We start from the raw sequence: 18,289 nt of genomic DNA on the forward strand, positions 1-18,289 counted from the left end.
AAAATTAGTATCACCCCCCGTCTTGTCGTGAAAGGGGTTCTAATTTAATTATTCCCAGTGGTAGAAAATTATTAACATTGCGATTCCGTATCCAAGCGATTATTCCCTTGTAATGGAAACCAGTGGGGTTGTAGCTACTGCATCCCTTACGCCAATCGCAGATAAGGACACTTTTGTAAAAACCCAGATGCCTTATTGTGGGCATCTACGTTATGAGTATGTGCTGGCGTAGGTCGAATAATGCCATCAAACAGGTCATCTAACCCGTAGGGAGTGAAAAATTGCCATTGGCCTTGTGCATCTAGTCGAACTCCGACAGCAGTAGCAGTGTGCAGCCAGTCCGTAACGCCATCCTCTGTACTAGTGTAGGGTCTGCTACCAAGCCGCCAACGAGCAAAACTGGCTTGATTTTTGACATCAAACTCGTCATGAGGAAATTGTTCTGTGAGAGTCGCCTTTGCTGCTAGTTCCTGAGAACGATTCCCCTCTATATCAAAGAATGCAATATCAAAATCTTTAATACCTAACCCACAATTGTCGCCAAAAATCGAAGACCAAACGGTGTTTCGGACTGCACCACCGGCTAACCACCAGTTAGGTAGATTTAGTTGAGCGATCCCAGGTAATACTGTATCAATAGGTGTATCAGCTAAAATCATCTGTAGACGAGTGTTACTATTCATATCAAACTCCTGGGATTATCAACTAGAAGGTGAAAATATTATCATTCACATCTCATTAAGCTTACGGTCTTGATAGACCGACTGTGACACTTAGCGGGTCAAGGTTTATTAGGATAACTTCTGTAGTCATAGTATAAAGAGAACAGGGTTACACAGAAGGTTAAATTGTGAATTTAGAATTTAGAATTTTTATTTATGGAAGATTTATTTGCGCGGCTAGAACGCACACTCAATCCTGAACTACCTTCCTTAACAGAGTCACAACAACAACTCCTACAAGAACTCAGCATTGATGAAAATCAACCCGGTACGATTTTGCGTGACTTTCAAACTCTGATAGATTTCTTACAACCAAATGGAGTGGAAGTTAGTAATGTTAATAACCTTCTACCACTGAAAGTACTATCAGAACTTAATTCTCGGTTAAGTCACCCAATTGAAACTCAACTCAAACGCCCAGTACAGAAATCATACCCCTACATTAATGGACTATATCTGTTATTACGCAGTTCTGGAATAGCCCAAATTAGATCCCAAGATAAGAAGCAAATTTTAGTATTAGACCCAGCCACCTTAGAATCATGGTCAAATCTTAACCCAACAGAACGCTATTTAAACTTATTAGAAGCCTGGTTAATTTGGGGAAATAACGAAATTTTGGGTGAACATCAAGACTCATTCGGAAATTTATTTAGATGCATTCAACTTTGGCCTCGCGTCCCAGATAAAGGTTTAAAATTTCCTAAATATGAAGACCAACAGGATATTAGTTATTACCCTGGTCTCTATAACGTTGCCCTTTTAGAGTTATTTGGATTGTTATCTATCAAACAGGGGAAACCACAAGAAGGTAAGGGGTGGCGCATTACCAGTTTACAACGCTTACCCTTTGGTGATGCTCTGTTGCAATTACTATTTCCGCTGGGGATACGAGGAGAATTACAGGATGATGTAAATGTAACTTTTGGAAAAATGCAGTCAAGTTTTCAACCATTTTTTCCAGAATGGGAGCATAATTTATTTGTTCCCAAGCAAGGCTTCACTGATGGTATTTATATTTTTAAAGTGTCTATTTCTCAAGCTTGGCGACGCATTGCCATACCAGCAAAAAAACCCTTAGGCTGGCTAGCAGAGACAATTCTCGACGCTTTTGACTTTGACTATGACCATCTACATGAGTTTAGTTATAAAGACCGTTTTGGTCGCATTATCAAAATCGGTCATCCTTACATGGAAACACCCCCATTTGCCGACCAAGTGCAAATTGGTGACTTGTCTCTAGAATTAGGTGCTAAAATGACCTATCTTTATGATTTTGGTGACAACTGGAAATTTGATGTGCAGTTAGAAGCAATTAATCTGCCTGATAATAAAATCAAAAAACCAAAGATTTTAGAAGTTCACGGAAATGCACCTCAACAGTATTGGAGTGAGGATGATGAATCGAATGAAGATGAAGAATGAGGGATTTGTATTTGAACTAGTAAGTAGTCGATTTCACCAAGCGGAGTTCATCCGACATTGGAGAAGCTTATGGGCTGATTGTGTTTCTTACAACCAGCTTCAAGATTGAGATAGCTTTAGTTACAATGAAACAATATCAATTGTCAGGAGATAAAGCCTGTGAGTCTTCCATATACTGGAGGTTGTCAATGTGGACAGATTCGTTACGAAATTCATACTAAACCGTTAACCCTCTATCTATGCCACTGTAAGGAGTGTCAGAAACAATCTTCTAGTGCTTTTGGAATGTCTCTTACCGTACCACGAGATGCTGTTATGATTGTTCAGGGAAAACCGAAAGCTTGGACTCGGACAACTGATAGCGGACGTGAAGTAAATAATCTGTTCTGTGGCGACTGCGGAACCCGATTGTTCCATGAACGGACTTACAACCCAAATACTATCAATGTCAAAGCTGGAACGTTAGATGATACAAGTTGGTTACGCCCAGTAGGTAACATTTGGACACGCAGTGCCCAATCATGGGTGATAATTTCAGATCAATTGCTCAACTATGACGGGCAACCAGAAGATGTGCGCCCTTTATGGGAAGAATGGACACAACAGCATCCATAAACCTACAACTCCTGATAGTTAAGCTAACGCCCTCAGTTGGTAGTCTAACTCATGACTGTATCAAAGGATAGAATAACAAAATTTTCCTGGTAAAGTGCTTTAATGAACATATTAAATTATTTAAAACAGTAATAGTAAACTCAAATTATAAGTCCAGTTTGTATATCATATGGTTTTCTATACTTGTCTGCAAATCATGTTAAAAAAGCTAACACATTATCAATATTTTTCTGTGAAATATTACTGAACATATCCAATCATGTAACTTCAAAAAAATTGTTCATTATCGAAACTTTTAACAGTTATTTGCACACAAGGTTGATGAAAAACGATACACCACAAGAATTAAACCCAGACAAAGAGATTGGACGCTTGATTGATGAGGTAATGTCTTCATCTCTGACTGATGAACAGTACCGCAAAAAGATGCAGCGGCGCAAAGAAGTTCAAGACAAGCGGATAGCAGAAGCTGTACCAGAAAAAGGATTAATTATTGTAAATACTGGTAACGGTAAGGGTAAAACTACTGCGGCTTTGGGGATGGTGTTACGATCGCTCGGTCACGGGTATAAAGTAGCGATTGTCCAATTCATCAAGGGAAGTTGGGAACCTTCAGAAAAAAGGGTTTTCAGCTATTGGGAAGACCAGTTAGAATTTCACGCAATGGGCGAAGGCTTCACCTGGGAAACTCAAGACCGCGATCGCGATCTTGACAAAGCTAGCGCCGCATGGGAGAAATCATTAGGATACATCCGCAACCCAGACTTTCATCTGGTGTTGTTAGATGAAATCAATATTGCCCTCAAAATGTCTTACTTAGAAGTAGAGGATGTTTTAGAGGGTTTGGCGCAAAAACCAGCTAACAAACACGTTATTCTCACAGGTAGAGGCGCACCGGCTGCTTTAATTGAGCGTGCTGATCTCGTAACCGAAATGACCTTAGTTAAGCATCCTTTCCGCGATCAAGGTGTTAAGGCGCAACCAGGAATTGAGTATTAAATTGTAAATTACTTGCACATTTGCAACGTGCGGCGATCGCTAGCAGTGATGGAATTTAACCGATGAAAGTCTTGCAGAGCCACCGAGTAAGGATAACTGCTTAACTCATCTTCACTGACCTTAGGCAGTCTATTGCTTGCAGCTACCTGATTTGACTGATTAGAGCTGGCTTCATTTGGTGAACCATTAACCGTCATCGCCAACTCTCCTGATGGGTTGAGTGTACCCTGAAAACAATTAAACTCTGATTGGGGCATATACAACGCACCCGTTATCTTCTCCTGCTGCTTTTGAAATATGATGTAACCTTGACCAAGCTGGTTTGGTTTTGGGGATTGACCATAGAGATAAACCCCATCTTTTACAGGAAAATCCGCTTTTGGTAAAACTTCTGCGCCTTTTGTAGCTCCCTGAGAATCTGGAACCAACGCTGTCGTTGTAGGCAGGGTTTTTCCACTCTTATGCACAAAAATCTCTCTCTCTCCAGCTGCCGCTCTCAGTTGACTTCTCTGCTCTCTAACTCTTCTTAGCTGCGATAAAAGAGAGTTTTCGGGGGTTTTCTGAATCTGAGCCGATGATAATGGATAATCTGTAAGCGGTATTACTTGAGTCTGCTTGCCTATAAAGCCCAAACCGAGAAGTAAGCCTAAGCCCGCTAGGGAAATTCCCCACTGACGGGGAGATAAGAACTGATAAAGGTTGTTAAGCACCCTACTTCTCCTGTTAAACAAATAATTAAGTTCTCTAGAACTTACTTAAACTATAACCAAGTCTTAATTGTCAAAGACCTTGTTAACGACTTATATTACTATTGTCCAAAAAAGAAAACTGTCAAAAACTAAAGTTTTTATTTAATTTAGCTCAACAATCTTAGATTACCACCAGTTAGGGTATATATTATTTCATTCAATAGTTTCATCCCATTGAGTGAGGTTAATGACAAATTAAACCCTCTCAATTAACATTTACAGCAGTTTTCATTTAATTGAACCATATTGTCAACTTAAGCCTAAGCCCTGGCGAATAGAATTTGCAGCTATACAAACGTAGGCGTTCGCGCAACGTCTTTGCCAGGAGATAAGAAAAAATTCAAACCCACGGAGGTGGGTAAAGTCTCATGTAGACGCGGTTTCTAACCGCCTACAGCCTCAAATCAAAATATTTTTCCTGGTTATCAGCATAAAAAAATCGCCCCCTGAATTCAGGAGGCGGATCACGCTGTAGAGACGCGGAATTTCGCGTCTCCATATTTAACTAGCAACGTATTCTTGGACATTGGCACGACGGCGACGCAGATGAGCCAAAGCCTGATGCTCTAACTGGCGGACGCGTTCACGGCTGAGATTCAATCTCTCACCCACTTTCGCCAATGACATTTCGTTACCATCCTCTAAACCAAAGCGTAAGGCTACAACTTCTCGCTGTTGCGGGGTTAGTTCTGCTAGCAGGTTGTTCAAGTCTTGGCGTAAGAATTCCTGGTTGGTATAATACTCTGGTGATGGACCGTTATCTTCGAGCATTTCTTGCAACTCAGTATCCTGGTTCTCGCCAACTTTAACATCCAGAGACACTGGTTGACGCGCCATGTTCAGGTACTCGCGGATCTGAGCAGGTTCTAGTTCCAGTTCTTTGGCAATTTCGGCTGGAGTCGGCGATCGCCCCAAAGTTTGAGCTAACTCGCGCTGGACTTTCTTGATTTTATTCAGTTTCTCGGTAATATGGATCGGCAACCGGATGGTGCGACCTTGTTGGGCGATCGCGCGGGTAATCGCTTGGCGAATCCACCAGTAAGCGTAAGTCGAGAACTTATAACCCCTCATTGGGTCAAATTTCTCCACACCCCGCTCTAATCCTAGTGTTCCTTCCTGGATTAAATCCAGAAATTCCATATTCCGCTTTTGGTATTTTTTGGCAATCGCAACGACCAAGCGCAAATTCGCTTCGATCATTTTTTGCTTTGCCCGCTTACCTTGCGCCACCGTTTGTTGTACCTCGGTTTCCGATTCTTGAACATGGTCAGCCCACTCTGACATATTCGGTTCGCGGTGCAGTTCCTTCGCCAAAACCTCTTTGGCGTCGATGAACTTCATCATTTGTTGCACCTGCTTCCCATAGACAATCTCTTGTTCACGGGTTAGCAGTGGTACACGACCAATTTCTCGCAGATAGGTTCGCACCATATCAGCGGTGAATTTGGTATTGAGGTTTTCCGTTTGGGTGTTGACAGTAGGCATTGGTGCGTTATCCTCTACTCCGTAAACACAATGTATGTTTTCTTACTAAAATGGATGAATGAAGGTAGTACATATATCACGAAATATCAGGAGCTACCAAAAGCAATTATCAATTGATACAGCCGTTGTTAAGACGGTAAACCCCCAATGATAGGTTCCCCTACCTTCCCTAAATTTTCAATTTCTTATAAGCACGCTGGTTGTTTTTGAGAATTATTCTTTTGGGCACTTACTAGATCAGTAACTGTAAATCCGAAGTCGGTATGAGTTCTACTTACCTTTATAATACGATAAATCAGGCGGATAGTAAAGTATCTTTAGATAAAGCGTATAATTATAATTCAAAAGCAGTCGTTTGCGAAAAAAAATTTAAAGTTCCTTGAAATTACTTACTACATCTATAGTGACGCCAAAAACCCCTCTTCTGTTGCCAAAACCTAGCCGGATAACCGAACTTAATTTGCTGTGACGATGGAGGGATGTCACGAATTAGCTATTGGGGATTGGAGATTGGGGATTGGGGATTGGAGATTGGGGATTGGGGATTGGAGATTGGGCATTGGGCATTGGGCATTGGGCATTGGTTAGAACTCATCATTTAACCAAGGACAAATGACAAATGACCAATGACAAATAACTATCTAGAATCCCAGGTCAGCTTTGGCTAATTCAGCAGCGGCGAATACTTCTGCGTCAGGTTTTTCTTCCCAGGCTGGCTCACCCATTTCTTCGTAAAAAGTTGCGTCGTAAGGACGGGTACGCACTACTACTGGCATAGGAACGGCGTGACCCAAAATTAAGGCTTGTTGCTTCGAGTCTAACTTTGCCAATACTGATCGCAATCCGCTACCACCAGATACACCCGTAAAAATCGCGTCAATGTCTTTTTCATCATTAAGCAAAGCGGTAATGCGAGTCCCAATCTGGGACATAACTTCATTATCAATGCCTGATGGACGTTGATCAACTACCAAAAGTGTGACGAAATATTTTCGCAGTTCACGGGCGATAGTTCCAAAGATAGTACTCTGTACCACTCCTGGGTCTAGAAAACGGTGCGCCTCTTCAATGGTAATCATCAATGGCGTGGGGCGATCGCAAGGATTTTTGCTTTGCAGGAATTTATCTGCTTTTTTGACGTAATGCTCGTGAATCCGTCGGGTGATCATATTCGTCACCAACATATAAGAGAGCATATTAGACTGGGAACCGAATTCTATCACAACATTTTTCCCAGATTCCAGGCATTGCACAATTTTACTAATGTAATTCTGGGGGCAAACCGCTCGCATATACTTCAAGCTATCCATCCGCAAGAGTTTGCGCTGCAATGCCATAATCGAGCCTTTGTGTCCGCGCTTCTCGTCGCAGAACATCTCGATTTCTTCGTTAGTCATATTCAGCAACTGGACAATCCAGGATTTGCCAAACTCGCTATATAGAATATTGGCGTTATCCAAGGCTGCATCAGAGAGTCCTAAATCTCGACTACATAACTTAATATCTTCAACTTCTATTTGCTCGTAACTCAAATAAAGTTCTTGAGCATCACGCACACCCCGACGCTTTGTCGATTCCGGGTCGAGGGTATAAACTTCCACCTTACTAGGAAAAAGTTGCTTTAGACCCTTAACAGTACTGACGTTTTTCCCTTCTGCAACGGCTTCCCAGCCATACTCAGAGTGCATATCAAAAATTAAATTTACTGCCGCATTTTTACGGATAACGCCAGCTAAAAGTAGCCGTGTTAGAAAGGATTTACCAGTACCAGATTTCCCAAAGACCCCATTACTCCGTTCCACGAAGCGGTTTAAATCGATACAAACGGGCACATCCATATCCAAAGGTTTCCCGATGGAAAAATTGCGCCTTTGGGGGTCATCTTCCCAACCAAATACCCGGCGAAAATCCTCAACACTTGCGTCGTAAACTTGGCTAAAGTGGCTAGGAATAGTTTTAACAGGCAACAATTCCATAGTAGTACTGGTTTGTGGCACAAACGAAGCTAAACCCGTCACCGATGGGATAAAGGGATTTGCCGATTTGCCATTTGTTGGAGAGAAAGATTCCTCCGATTCGGGAGTGAACATCAACATCGGCGCGAGGTTGATAGTACCGTATGTACCACTTCCGGCTAAAACATCTCGTAAAAAAGTGTCTTCCCAATTGGGGGGATTAGCAATAATTCGTGCATTAGCAGCTCCTAATGCCACATCTGTCAGCATACAAAAAAAACGCGATCGCATCCCTTGCACAACGAGAAACTTACCCACCCGCATATCTTCCACAGAAATGTCAGGATGCAATCGTACTTCTAACCCTTCAGTTAGAGAACCTTGAATGACCGAACCTAATGGCTGTCCCGAATTCATTTAATTAATTACATGATTGTTGGTGCTATCTCTTATGTTGAATTTTAATTGGATAGGGCAAAAGTTGCGAATTTGTCAGGAGTCATTCAATTTTAGATTTTAGATTTTAGATTTTAGATTTTTCCTTCGTATCCGCTCAATAAATCGGGGCGAACTACCAGTTTGGGAAGATTTTACGTTATTTGAGGCTTGTCACTGAGCGATTTACCCCGGATTATTGAGCGCTTACTTTCCTTAAATCCAAAATTCCAAATCTAAAATTGGCAGAGTTAGGAGTCTGAGGTTAGGAGTTAGGAGTTAGAAGTCTTAGGGAATAACTAATACCCAATGCCCAATGCCCAATGCCCAATGCCCCATGCCCAATGCCCAATGCCCCATGCCCAATGCCCAATGCCCCATGCCCAATGCCCAATGCCCATTACCTAATCAATTTGAATCGAAGTTGGCGCACTTCCCGTTGGTGGAGTGGTACTAATTAATGGTTTACGGAATTGGGCGTAAAGGCGATCGCGCCAGGTAAAGAATGGTTCATAATCTATATTCTCTGCAAATATTGGCAATCCTTTACCTCTAATAGAAGCTGGTAAATCCAGATAGGGCCCAGGGGGGAACTTGAGCAATATCGATAAGCCAGCTACTGCCAAGTCAGCTAAAGTCGGCTCATCTCCAGTTAAATAAGGACTATCTGCCAATAATAACGTTAGCGCTTCCAAGTCTTGTTTTAAGGATGCGATCGCTGACTGGATCACATCTGGACTATAACCTACCCCAAAACCCAACAGTGTCAGCAAGTCACTAGGTACTCCTCCAACCAGACTTTTAAATATATCTGGTGTTGACGTGGGTAATAAAGACTTGCGGAAATTTTGATCTTGACTTATGGCAGCAAATAGTGCTTTCCGACCTTTGATGCCTATAGACTCATCAGCCCATTCTTCTATTAATAAAGTTAAACCCCGTTTTTTGGGGTCTTGCGGTATTATTGGGCGATCGGGATACTCTAAGTCTAAATACTTAGCTATTTCCGTAGAATCCGCAATATATCTATTCCGATCCTTTAATACTGGGACTTGTTTTTGACCAGTCAGCCGGAACAGTTCTACTTGTCCAATCCCAGGCGTAACCTCTATTTTGCGGTAATCCAGTCCTTTAAAATCTAGAATTAGGCGCACTTTCTCTGAGTATTGAGATAGTTCCCACTGGTATAATTCCAGCATAGTGTATACCTTGTAACTGGTCAACTTCTTAACTTTACAATTGTATCTTTAGTTAAAGTAATTTTTCTTGAGATTAGTTGCTTGTTGTCTATTAAATTGATATTATTGTTGAACTTATACCTGATCTCTGGCAAAATTATCGATTTTAAAAATATTATTTCCTGAGTCATTAAAGTATCAAATCATTAAATAATTTGATTCTGCATACATAAATAAACCTAACCGCTCAGTCGTGAGTATTCAGCAGTTACTTTAATTTCCGTCACTGTTAACCTACGTTAAGATATCTAACCCAAGTTGCTAGTTATGCCGGAGTGCGATCGCACCAGACCACTTAAGCAATAAAATCCCCTCAAGTCAGAAAATTCAGAGGGGCATATGTTAAACGAAACAATTGCGATCTATGCTATAGGACTCATATTTGATTTTTGAAAAAATTCAGTACAACTCAAAGAGGCTTCTTCCCTACTCCCCACTCCCAGCCTACGCAAATAATTTCAGAAATCAAATCGGATTGCTATATGATCGACGACCTACTGAAAACTATTGGACACCGTGAAGATATTCGTCGAGAGATGAGTGATGCAGAAATCATTACTACGGTACTGGTTGCAGCGATGTTTTTCTTTTGTTTATCACAGTCAGGCTTGTGACTATAATGAAAGACCATAAACTGGTGCAAAGAATAGACCTCTTGCATAAATCAAAAATTAAGAACCCCACCCCGCATTTGCTAACGCAAACGCTCCCCTCCCGAAGAGCTCTTAGGGGTTGGGGGTGGGGTGTTAGGGACTTTTGCAAGAGGTGTATTGTTATAAAAATCACGATTCAATCGGAGATTACATAATTTATCGATGTTAATCAACGACTTATTTCATCAAGTAGGAATGATACTGAAAGATTTGAGTGAGACTAGGGAATATCTTTTAGACCATTTTTAGTAGTATCACTTGTGTTTTCTCGAAATAAATTCATGCAGTTCAGATATCAAGGGTTTTTACTTAAAATCCAAGCATTTATTTTTGCATTCACTCAACGCCCAAGCATTTAGGGAATGAGTTAAATTTAATACTTTAGGCTGATTCAGTATTTATACTTTTGATTGAGGTGGAGTCGCGGTCGCTCTAGGCGCTACCCCGCTTGGTCGTGCGCGATCGCATTCAATAGTAAATTTGTATTTGATAACCCGCAACTTGGGTTACTTATGTGTCCGGAGCAGGGATTTTGTCAAATAGTATAAGAAATTCAAAATTCAAAATAATGAAAGATTTATTTTTGAATTTTGAATTTCCCTTTTGGAAGTTGACAATACCAATTTTAGATTTTGAATTGAAGAAATAATCTAAAATCCAAAATTGTTTGACTGAGTGCAAATTCAAGCAATAGACAGCTAGAGCAAGAAATATGATAGGGTTAGAAGGAAAGAATGCCTTAATTACAGGTGCAACGTCAGGTATTGGTCAGGCGATCGCCATCAGACTTGTCCAAGAAGGGTGCAACATCGCCATCAATTACCGCAAAGACCCTAAAGCTGCGGCAGACACGGAACAGATGGCATTGCAAAAAGGTGGCGAAAATATCAAAAGCTGTGGTGTGAAGTCGCTGCTGGTTCAGGGAGATGTCTCCCAAGAATCAGACATTGTTGAGATGATCAACACTGTAGTAAAGGAATTTGGCAGTGTAGATATTTTAGTCAACAATGCTGGCATTCAAACCGAAAGTCCATCTCACGAAGTTACCACAGCAGACTTTGATTGCGTAATTGCAGTAAATCTCCGGGGTGCTTATCTCTGCGCTCGTGAAACTATTAAACACCTCCTTTCTCTTAATCGTCCGGGGGTGATTATTAATATTTCCAGCGTTCACGAAATTATTCCTCGACCGATGTATATCAGTTATTCCATTAGCAAAGGCGGTATGGAAAACCTGACCAAAACCTTAGCATTGGAATATGCTAACCGAGGTATTCGTGTCAACGCCATTGCCCCGGAGCAACGACCACACCAATGAATCAAGCCTGGATAGATGAAGATAGAAAAAAAGGCGAGCGTGGAAAGTTACATCCCAATGGGGCGTGCTGGCTCCTCAGAGGAGATGGCAGCCGCAGTAGGTTTTTTAGCTTCGGATGAAGCCGCCTAGATCACCAGACAAACGTTGTTTGTAGATGGTGGATTGACTCTGTATGCTGACTTCCGGGAAACTTGGTCAGCTTGAGGTAAGGCTTGCGTACTTTCCACAATTGAGCCGATACATACCATTAGTGGAATTAGACGCCTATGACTAGCGCGATCGATAAGAACAGTCTGCTGTCAGCAGAAGCCTGGACACTGTTGGAAAAGTCCATAATCTATTACCAGGGCAAACCCATTGGGACTGTAGCCGCCCAAGATCCAGAGTTAAATGCACTCAATTATGACCAGTGTTTTCTGCGCGATTTTGTCCCTTCTGCCTTGGTGTTTCTCATGCACGGCAAAGCAGATATTGTCCACAACTTCTTAGTAGAAACACTGAAATTACAAAGTCATGAAAAGCAGATGGACTGCTTTGAACCGGGAGCGGGATTAATGCCTGCAAGTTTTAAAGTACATTCCAATGGGAATGAGGAATTTTTGGTCGCTGATTTTGGTGAGCAGGCGATCGCTCGCGTTCCCCCAGTTGATTCCTCTATGTGGTGGATTCTCCTGCTACGAGCTTATGAAAAAGCTACTGGCGATTTGGCTCTGGCGCGTCAGCCAAATTTTCAACAAGGAATCAAGCTAATTTTGGATCTTTGCCTGGTACATCGGTTTTCCATGTACCCAACAATGTTAGTTCCCGATGGCGCGTTTATGATTGACCGTCGCATGGGAGTCTACGAACATCCTCTAGAAATTCAGGCGTTATTCTATGCGTCCCTCAGGGCAGCTAGTGAATTGCTTTTACCAGATGGAGATGGCGATAGTTACCTCGACAAAGTAAATAGGCGATTGGGATCTTTGAAATATCATATCCGCAACTATTACTGGCTAGACCTGAAGCGATTGGGGGAAATCTATCGTTACAAGGGTAACGAATTTGGTAAAGAAATTGTTAATAAATTCAACATCCACTCAGAATCAATCCCTAGTTGGTTGACTCAGTGGTTACCTGAAACTGGAGGATATTTAGCGGGAAATCTGGGGCCGGGACGGATGGATTTTCGCTTTTTTGCTCTGGGAAATTTGATGGCAATCTTAGCTTCCTTAGCAAGCGAAACAGAATCTCAAAGCATCATGAATTTATTTGCCCAACGCTGGCAAGACTTGATCGGCTATATGCCTGTTAAAATCTGCTTTCCAGCTTTGGAAGGTTTAGAGTGGAGAGTTGTTACAGGATGTGACTCCAAGAACAGCGCTTGGTCTTATCACAACGGTGGTAACTGGCCCGTTTTACTGTGGTTATTTGCTGCTGCGGCACAGAAAACAGGTCGAACAGAACTTGCCCAAGCAGCGATCGCCATTGCCGAAAGACGTTTATTTAAGGATCAATTCCCGGAATACTACGATGGCAACAATGGTCGTTTGATTGGCAAAGAAGCCAGAATTTATCAAACTTGGAGCATTGCCGGCTTGCTAGTAGCTAAAAAGTTCCTAGAAAATCCAGAATACTTGGAATTAATCAGCTTTGCAGAGGGTCTTGAAGGCCCAGGCTGTAGCCTGTAGGTACTGATTGGCAGGGCTTCTACCCCGAATATGATTTAGCTGTGTAATTATACAGGGTGTCTCTGCTAACTAGCTACACTGAAATAGCGATGCCTCACGGCAAGCCCTCTGGGTGAGGCTACGCACAGTCGCTACCGCTTCTCTACGAGACGCTGCGCTAACGACGGGAACCACCAACTCTTACAGAGGCTGACGCCAACGCTTTTGGTCTGGTAGAGAAGACTGCGACACCCTCACCGCTTGGCGTCTACGCTAAACTGTTAGTCAGTATAAGTTAATAAATAGCAGAATTGTGCTATGTAAAATCCTGATCCACCAGGTCGTGGCGATCGCACAGCCTAAGAAGAGAAGAGGCTGCGCCTACGAGTTACCCTGCGTCTGAATCCCCTTCTCAAATACCTGATAACTGATACACTATATTATAAGAGGTATCTGAAGTGTCATACTTAGTAATATCACCAGATAGTCTTTGCATAATTAACACGTTTTAACGTGTATAAACCATGAAAATTACTTCAGATTTAATTCCAGAATTTGAAAAACTATTCAGACAAAAATTACAACTAAATAATTGTAAACTCAGAAAGAAAAGACAAGAGAATAATTATGAAATTATTACTCCAGCTAAAGACATTTTTTTGATGTATTGGTCTGAATTCCCAGAAGTTAAATTAATATATCAGGCTGTAGGGGTACGCACTCAGCAGACTGGAGTTTATGAGCGAGCTATCCGCTCTCACATTAGTTTTTGTCTGAGTAGTATTCAGGAGAATCCTAGCTCGGAATTACCATTATTGGTGAAATAACTAATACTCAAATAACTAGCGAGAATATTTACTAAACTCTCGCCAGTTTTTGTTATATAACTGACGAGAGTTGATCAGCAAAAATCTGTTGATCAAGAGATAAAAATGCAATCCGAAAAAAATCAAGATCAAGATCAGCTAGATTATAAAACCTTGTTAGCCAATGCAAAGCAAGCCTTAAAAGTTGAATACCATAAATCAGCTGCTTTAGCGTCCCAACTGCAAGCCACAAAAACTCAGTTAGAGCAAGTTCAGGCTGAAAATAAAACTCTGAGGGAGAGTGCTTATGAAGATGTAATTAAGCACTTTGAGGCGCGGACTCAAGCAGCAGAAGCACTAGCACTAAAAACAGAAGTACACCAAAGATTCCTTGAAGCCAATGGTTGCAAGGATGATCAGAGCTTCGATACTCTATGGGATAGTATTAAGAATAAGATTCAGATCCAAGACGGTGAAGTGAGAATAGTTGCTCAAAATGGTACTCCTAAGTTCACGTTAACGGGCAGCATGATGACTTTGAGGGATTTCATTCAATCCCTCAAACAAGACCCAATTTCTGGAAAATTTTTCTTGAACTAGATAGCCAAATTAATGAAAGCCTGTCACTATAAGCGGACTAAAGATTGTAGCAGAAAGCTATTCATCTTCGTCTCCTGGCGGTCGTTCGCTCTCGCTTTGTTGGGCGTTCCACTCCAAAATAATCCGCTCTAACATCTCAGGCTGCGTACAGTTATTAACATCAGCGTACATTTTAATCAACTGCCTCACTTTAGGACTAACGTGGCGAATCTCTAGTTGGTTATCTTGTACCATGTCCATTAACTTTTAGTGTCTACTAAATATGTTTAACCATTAAACTATGTCTGTTGCAATAAATTTTGTTAATGGCGATGTGACTCGACTTGCTCGGAGGCAACTGAAGTCCCGGCTTTGCGTTGCGCCTCTACACTCATTGTCGCCTGCTATGTAATTATTTAGATCGCTGACCTGGCGGGGCTGCTTCCTCTACTGGACGAATAATCGCAGAAGCTGGTGTTACCTCTGGTTGAAAAATTCCCTGCAATGCTTGTTCTAAGGTTTGTGCCATGACAATCCGGTTTTCGTAAGCCACAACTACTCGCACCAAAGTTGGCAAGCTATTCTGTGTGGCTTCTAGATAGATTGGCTCGACATACAGCAGCGATTGCTCAATGGGAATTACTAGAAGATTGCCTTGAATGGCTCTCGACCCTTGGCGATTCCACAGGGATATTTGCTGAGAAATTACTGGGTCTTGGTTAATCCGCGCCTCGATTTGCTCTGGGCCGTAAATCAGGCGTTCCTTAGGAAAGACATATAGCACCAGCCTACCGTAATTCTTGCCATCCGATCGCGCCGCTAACCAAGCAATTAAATTAGTCCGTTGTTTGGGAGTATAGGGCAGAAGCAGAATAAATTCTTCTCTACGAGAGGCTGCGCCAACAAAGGTGACGGTAGGTAGACTAGTAATCAAATAGTACGGCTCTACCGGACGGGGTTCACTGGCATAGATTTCGTTGGGGATTTGCCACTGGTCTTCCCGGTTGTAAAATACCTGGGGATCAGTCATATGGTAAGTCATCAAGCGCTCAGATTGAATTTTGAAAAAGTCTACCGGATACCGGGTATGACTGCGGAGATTGACTGGCATTGTACTGAGCGGGTTGAACATTTTGGGAAATATCGCTGACCAAGTGGCAATGATCGGATCGCTGGGATCGGCAATATAAAACTTAACAGTGCCGTGATAGGCATCAATCACTACTTTGATCGAATTGCGAATGTAGTTGATTCCATCGCTACCAGTGTCTGAATAAGGATAGCGATCGCTCGTTGTGTAGGCGTCAACAATCCAGTAAAGATAACTGGGATTACTTGGAAAATCTTGATTAGCATCAGCAGCCACCAAATAGGGGTCGCTGTCAAATTTCAGGAAGGGTGCGATCGCTTGAATTCTTTGCTTGACATTTCGCCGGAGTAGCACCTTGGTATCTGGCAAAAAGTCCCGCGTCAGCACCATCTGCCAATCTTTCAAATACATCGCAAATAGCCAGCGTCGCCATGCTGAACCGATTTCAACGCCACCCAGACCATCGTAAGAGTTGTAAACATTATCACTACCACTAGGGTAGTCTAGCTCTCTAACTCTTGTGCCAGTCATCACATAATTATTAGTAATCTCACCGTAATAAATTCGGGGTTGCCTAATGGGAATACTGTCACGAATGGCTTCATTGGAAGTTGTGAGGGCGCTACTATCACCGCTAATATCTTTGACAAAATATTCTGGTAGCCCACCCGGCCCTACTGTATTAACTGGGCTAACAGTAAACCCGAAACCGTGGGTATAAATAAGGCGGCGGTTAACCCATGTTTGAGCCTCCTGTGGTACGGAACTGTAGTCTAATTCTCGTGCAGCAATCAGTACCTGCTGCCGTTCTGCTGGTTCAGCTGCTTCCTGCTGAGGTTCTAGTGGCTTTTGGGGGGCACGTGGTCGGCGTGTTTCATCTGTTTTGAGAGTGTAGCGGTCAATATCAGCATCGAGGAATCGATAGTAGGGTCGAATTTGTTGGAGCTGACGGTTGGTTTCTAAGAGTGGTCGTTCATCCCACAGGCGAATATTGCGAATTGTCAAGGCATTCTTTTGAATATCAGCTTCAGTCAATGTTCCCTGCGGGTTGAAAGTTCTAGCATCGATCGCCTCTAAATCAAATGCTTGGCGAGTCAAGGCGATAGTCCGCTGAATGTAGGGTTGCTCTCGTTGTAACTCATTAGGTTGGACAATTAAATATTGCACCACCGTAGGTAGAACAACGTCAGTTGCTACAACTAATACTAGATAAACCCCTAACCCGTAAAACACCAAGGGATGATACTGAGATTTGGGTTTCCAGAAAAACGTTCGCCAAAGTAGGTAAAAGGCGATCGCTACTGCCAGGATGCACAAGATGGTGTAAGCTGGCAACTGGGCTGTCACATCCGTATAGCTGGCACCATAACTTACTCCACGGGTAGAATACACGAGTTCATAGCGACTTTGCCAATAACTCAGAACTACTACCAGCATTAATAAGCCACCCATAGCGGATAAATGACGCTGCTGCTGGGGCGAAAAACCAGGGAAAATCCCCTGACTCAAACTGTCTCCTGACAGGAGATAAGTGAGAGTAACAGCGACGAAGCCATATAAACATAATCCCATCAGCCAGAGTTCTAGCAGTTCCCAAAAGGGTAAGGAAAATACGTAAAAGCTGATATCTTCACCAAATAAAGGCTCAGTGCTGTTGAAAAGAGTGGGGTGGAAATATTGCAGCACCTTTGGCCAGTGTTGGAATAGGATGAAGGCAAAAATGGGACTGAAGAAAACTGCGATCGCAGTGAGTAAAAATTGGGGATAAATTAAGATGGCGATCGCTACTCCCACAATTAAACCGAGATACCAGATTTGAGAGACAATCTGCCTCAAGAGTTGCCAGATTGTCTCTGGTCGGAATAGGGCGGGAATGGGTAGAATAGCGTTATTAACTGGAGAATGCCAGTAGAAAAGAGCAATTTGACCATAGTGAGCCAGCATTAACCCGATCAACAAGCTCAGTACCAGAGTTAGGGGTAATAACCAGCGCAATCTTAATGGTTGAAAGCGTTGCGGTGCAAGTATTCGGGTTTCGTTGCGTCTTGGATAATCAGGACTGAGAAAATTTGTTAATTCACTGCCTAGTTGTGCTTCCTCACTCTTCAGAGACTTGGGATACTTAAGCCGTTGTGCCAGAGCCAGATTTAGCAGTAGATAGGCAGCAGTTATCCCAGCCACCACTACCCACAAAACACCACGAGTTAGCACCCTCAACAGAAATACTTGGAGGTAGCCAACTTCCTGAAACCAGAAAATGTCTGCTCCCAGGCGGCAACCCAGATCCAACAGTAGCCACAGCCCCAAGAATACAATTAATAGTCTAAAGCCCCATTTCCAGAACATTCCGTGGCAGCCAAACTATCTGCAAAGCCAACTTCACTGCATCAAGGAAAGTATTTGATGCTTTCCCAAAAGTTATTACTACTTTCCACAATAGCTGAATTCAGCAACGTCTCAAAGTTTATAGCCGAAACTAAAATAAATGACCCTTGAATCTCGGATGTTGCGGTTCTGAGCATGAAGTACCGAGCTTAAAGGGTAAGCAAAGACGCACAGGGGCTTGTCGTC

14 protein-coding genes and 2 pseudogenes are annotated in these 18,289 nt (G+C 42.4%); 9 read left to right on the forward strand and 7 right to left on the reverse strand.

Translation table 11 applies throughout. The features are described from left to right. Window positions 1–146 precede the first annotated feature (146 nt). Window positions 147–683, reverse strand: coding sequence for a nucleotidyltransferase family protein (locus V7K30_RS25055; protein ID WP_335003911.1), 537 nt, complete (start codon window positions 681–683; stop codon window positions 147–149). 195 nt (window positions 684–878) lie between these two features. On the opposite strand from V7K30_RS25055, the gene V7K30_RS25060 reads away from it, so the two are divergent. The 3 genes from V7K30_RS25060 to cobO all read left to right on the forward strand — a co-directional run bounded on the left by V7K30_RS25060 (window position 879) and on the right by cobO (window position 3,761). Beyond that, window positions 879–2,147, forward strand: coding sequence for a plasmid pRiA4b ORF-3 family protein (locus V7K30_RS25060; protein ID WP_335003913.1), 1,269 nt, complete (start codon window positions 879–881; stop codon window positions 2,145–2,147). A gap of 159 nt (window positions 2,148–2,306) precedes the next feature. Beyond that, window positions 2,307–2,762 (forward strand): GFA family protein, encoded by a 456-nt coding sequence (locus tag V7K30_RS25065; protein WP_335003915.1) that lies wholly within the window; start codon window positions 2,307–2,309, stop codon window positions 2,760–2,762. A 321-nt stretch (window positions 2,763–3,083) separates the two neighbouring features. Next, a complete protein-coding gene (gene cobO / locus V7K30_RS25070; protein ID WP_335003916.1) occupies window positions 3,084–3,761 on the forward strand; it encodes a cob(I)yrinic acid a,c-diamide adenosyltransferase in 678 nt (225 codons plus the stop codon). Window positions 3,762–3,769: 8 nt separating this feature from the next. Here the strand turns inward: cobO and V7K30_RS25075 are convergent, their stop codons facing one another. After that, window positions 3,770–4,471 (reverse strand): hypothetical protein, encoded by a 702-nt coding sequence (locus V7K30_RS25075; RefSeq protein WP_335003918.1) that lies wholly within the window; start codon window positions 4,469–4,471, stop codon window positions 3,770–3,772. A 540-nt stretch (window positions 4,472–5,011) separates the two neighbouring features. Beyond that, window positions 5,012–5,995: an RNA polymerase sigma factor, RpoD/SigA family gene (locus V7K30_RS25080; RefSeq protein WP_335003920.1), complete on the reverse strand. Its 984-nt coding sequence runs from the start codon at window positions 5,993–5,995 to the stop codon at window positions 5,012–5,014. A gap of 479 nt (window positions 5,996–6,474) precedes the next feature. Between V7K30_RS25080 and V7K30_RS25085 the strand changes: the two genes are divergently transcribed. Then, window positions 6,475–6,597: a hypothetical protein gene (locus V7K30_RS25085; protein ID WP_335003922.1), complete on the forward strand. Its 123-nt coding sequence runs from the start codon at window positions 6,475–6,477 to the stop codon at window positions 6,595–6,597. Between the two features lie 39 nt (window positions 6,598–6,636). On the opposite strand, the gene V7K30_RS25090 is transcribed toward V7K30_RS25085, so the two are convergent. Both V7K30_RS25090 and V7K30_RS25095 read right to left on the reverse strand, forming a co-directional pair. Further along, a complete protein-coding gene (locus V7K30_RS25090; RefSeq protein ID WP_335003924.1) occupies window positions 6,637–8,367 on the reverse strand; it encodes an ATP-binding protein in 1,731 nt (576 codons plus the stop codon). A gap of 422 nt (window positions 8,368–8,789) precedes the next feature. Beyond that, window positions 8,790–9,584, reverse strand: a complete 795-nt coding sequence (locus V7K30_RS25095) for a glutathione S-transferase family protein (protein ID WP_335003926.1) — start codon at window positions 9,582–9,584, stop codon at window positions 8,790–8,792. A 521-nt stretch (window positions 9,585–10,105) separates the two neighbouring features. On the opposite strand from V7K30_RS25095, the pseudogene V7K30_RS34375 reads away from it, so the two are divergent. The 5 genes and pseudogenes from V7K30_RS34375 to V7K30_RS25120 all read left to right on the forward strand — a co-directional run. Continuing rightward, window positions 10,106–10,522 (forward strand): annotated as a pseudogene (locus V7K30_RS34375) (hypothetical protein); the annotation flags it as partial. A 466-nt stretch (window positions 10,523–10,988) separates the two neighbouring features. Continuing rightward, window positions 10,989–11,798 (forward strand): annotated as a pseudogene (locus V7K30_RS25105) (glucose 1-dehydrogenase). Window positions 11,799–11,860: 62 nt separating this feature from the next. Continuing rightward, window positions 11,861–13,264 (forward strand): glycoside hydrolase 100 family protein, encoded by a 1,404-nt coding sequence (locus V7K30_RS25110; RefSeq protein WP_335003930.1) that lies wholly within the window; start codon window positions 11,861–11,863, stop codon window positions 13,262–13,264. A 503-nt stretch (window positions 13,265–13,767) separates the two neighbouring features. Beyond that, window positions 13,768–14,070, forward strand: coding sequence for a hypothetical protein (locus V7K30_RS25115; RefSeq protein WP_335003932.1), 303 nt, complete (start codon window positions 13,768–13,770; stop codon window positions 14,068–14,070). A gap of 105 nt (window positions 14,071–14,175) precedes the next feature. Next, window positions 14,176–14,649, forward strand: coding sequence for a hypothetical protein (locus V7K30_RS25120; RefSeq protein ID WP_335003934.1), 474 nt, complete (start codon window positions 14,176–14,178; stop codon window positions 14,647–14,649). Window positions 14,650–14,706: 57 nt separating this feature from the next. Here the strand turns inward: V7K30_RS25120 and V7K30_RS25125 are convergent, their stop codons facing one another. After that, window positions 14,707–14,889 carry a hypothetical protein gene (locus V7K30_RS25125; RefSeq protein WP_335003936.1) on the reverse strand — a complete coding sequence of 61 codons (183 nt, stop codon included), beginning with the start codon at window positions 14,887–14,889 and terminating at the stop codon, window positions 14,707–14,709. A 151-nt stretch (window positions 14,890–15,040) separates the two neighbouring features. Next, on the reverse strand, window positions 15,041–18,064 hold the full coding sequence (locus tag V7K30_RS25130) for a UPF0182 family protein (RefSeq protein ID WP_335003938.1): 3,024 nt from the start codon (window positions 18,062–18,064) through the stop codon (window positions 15,041–15,043). Window positions 18,065–18,289: the final 225 nt, after the last annotated feature.

The organism is Nostoc sp. (assembly GCF_036917655.1).
Lineage (GTDB): Bacteria > Cyanobacteriota > Cyanobacteriia > Cyanobacteriales > Nostocaceae > Nostoc.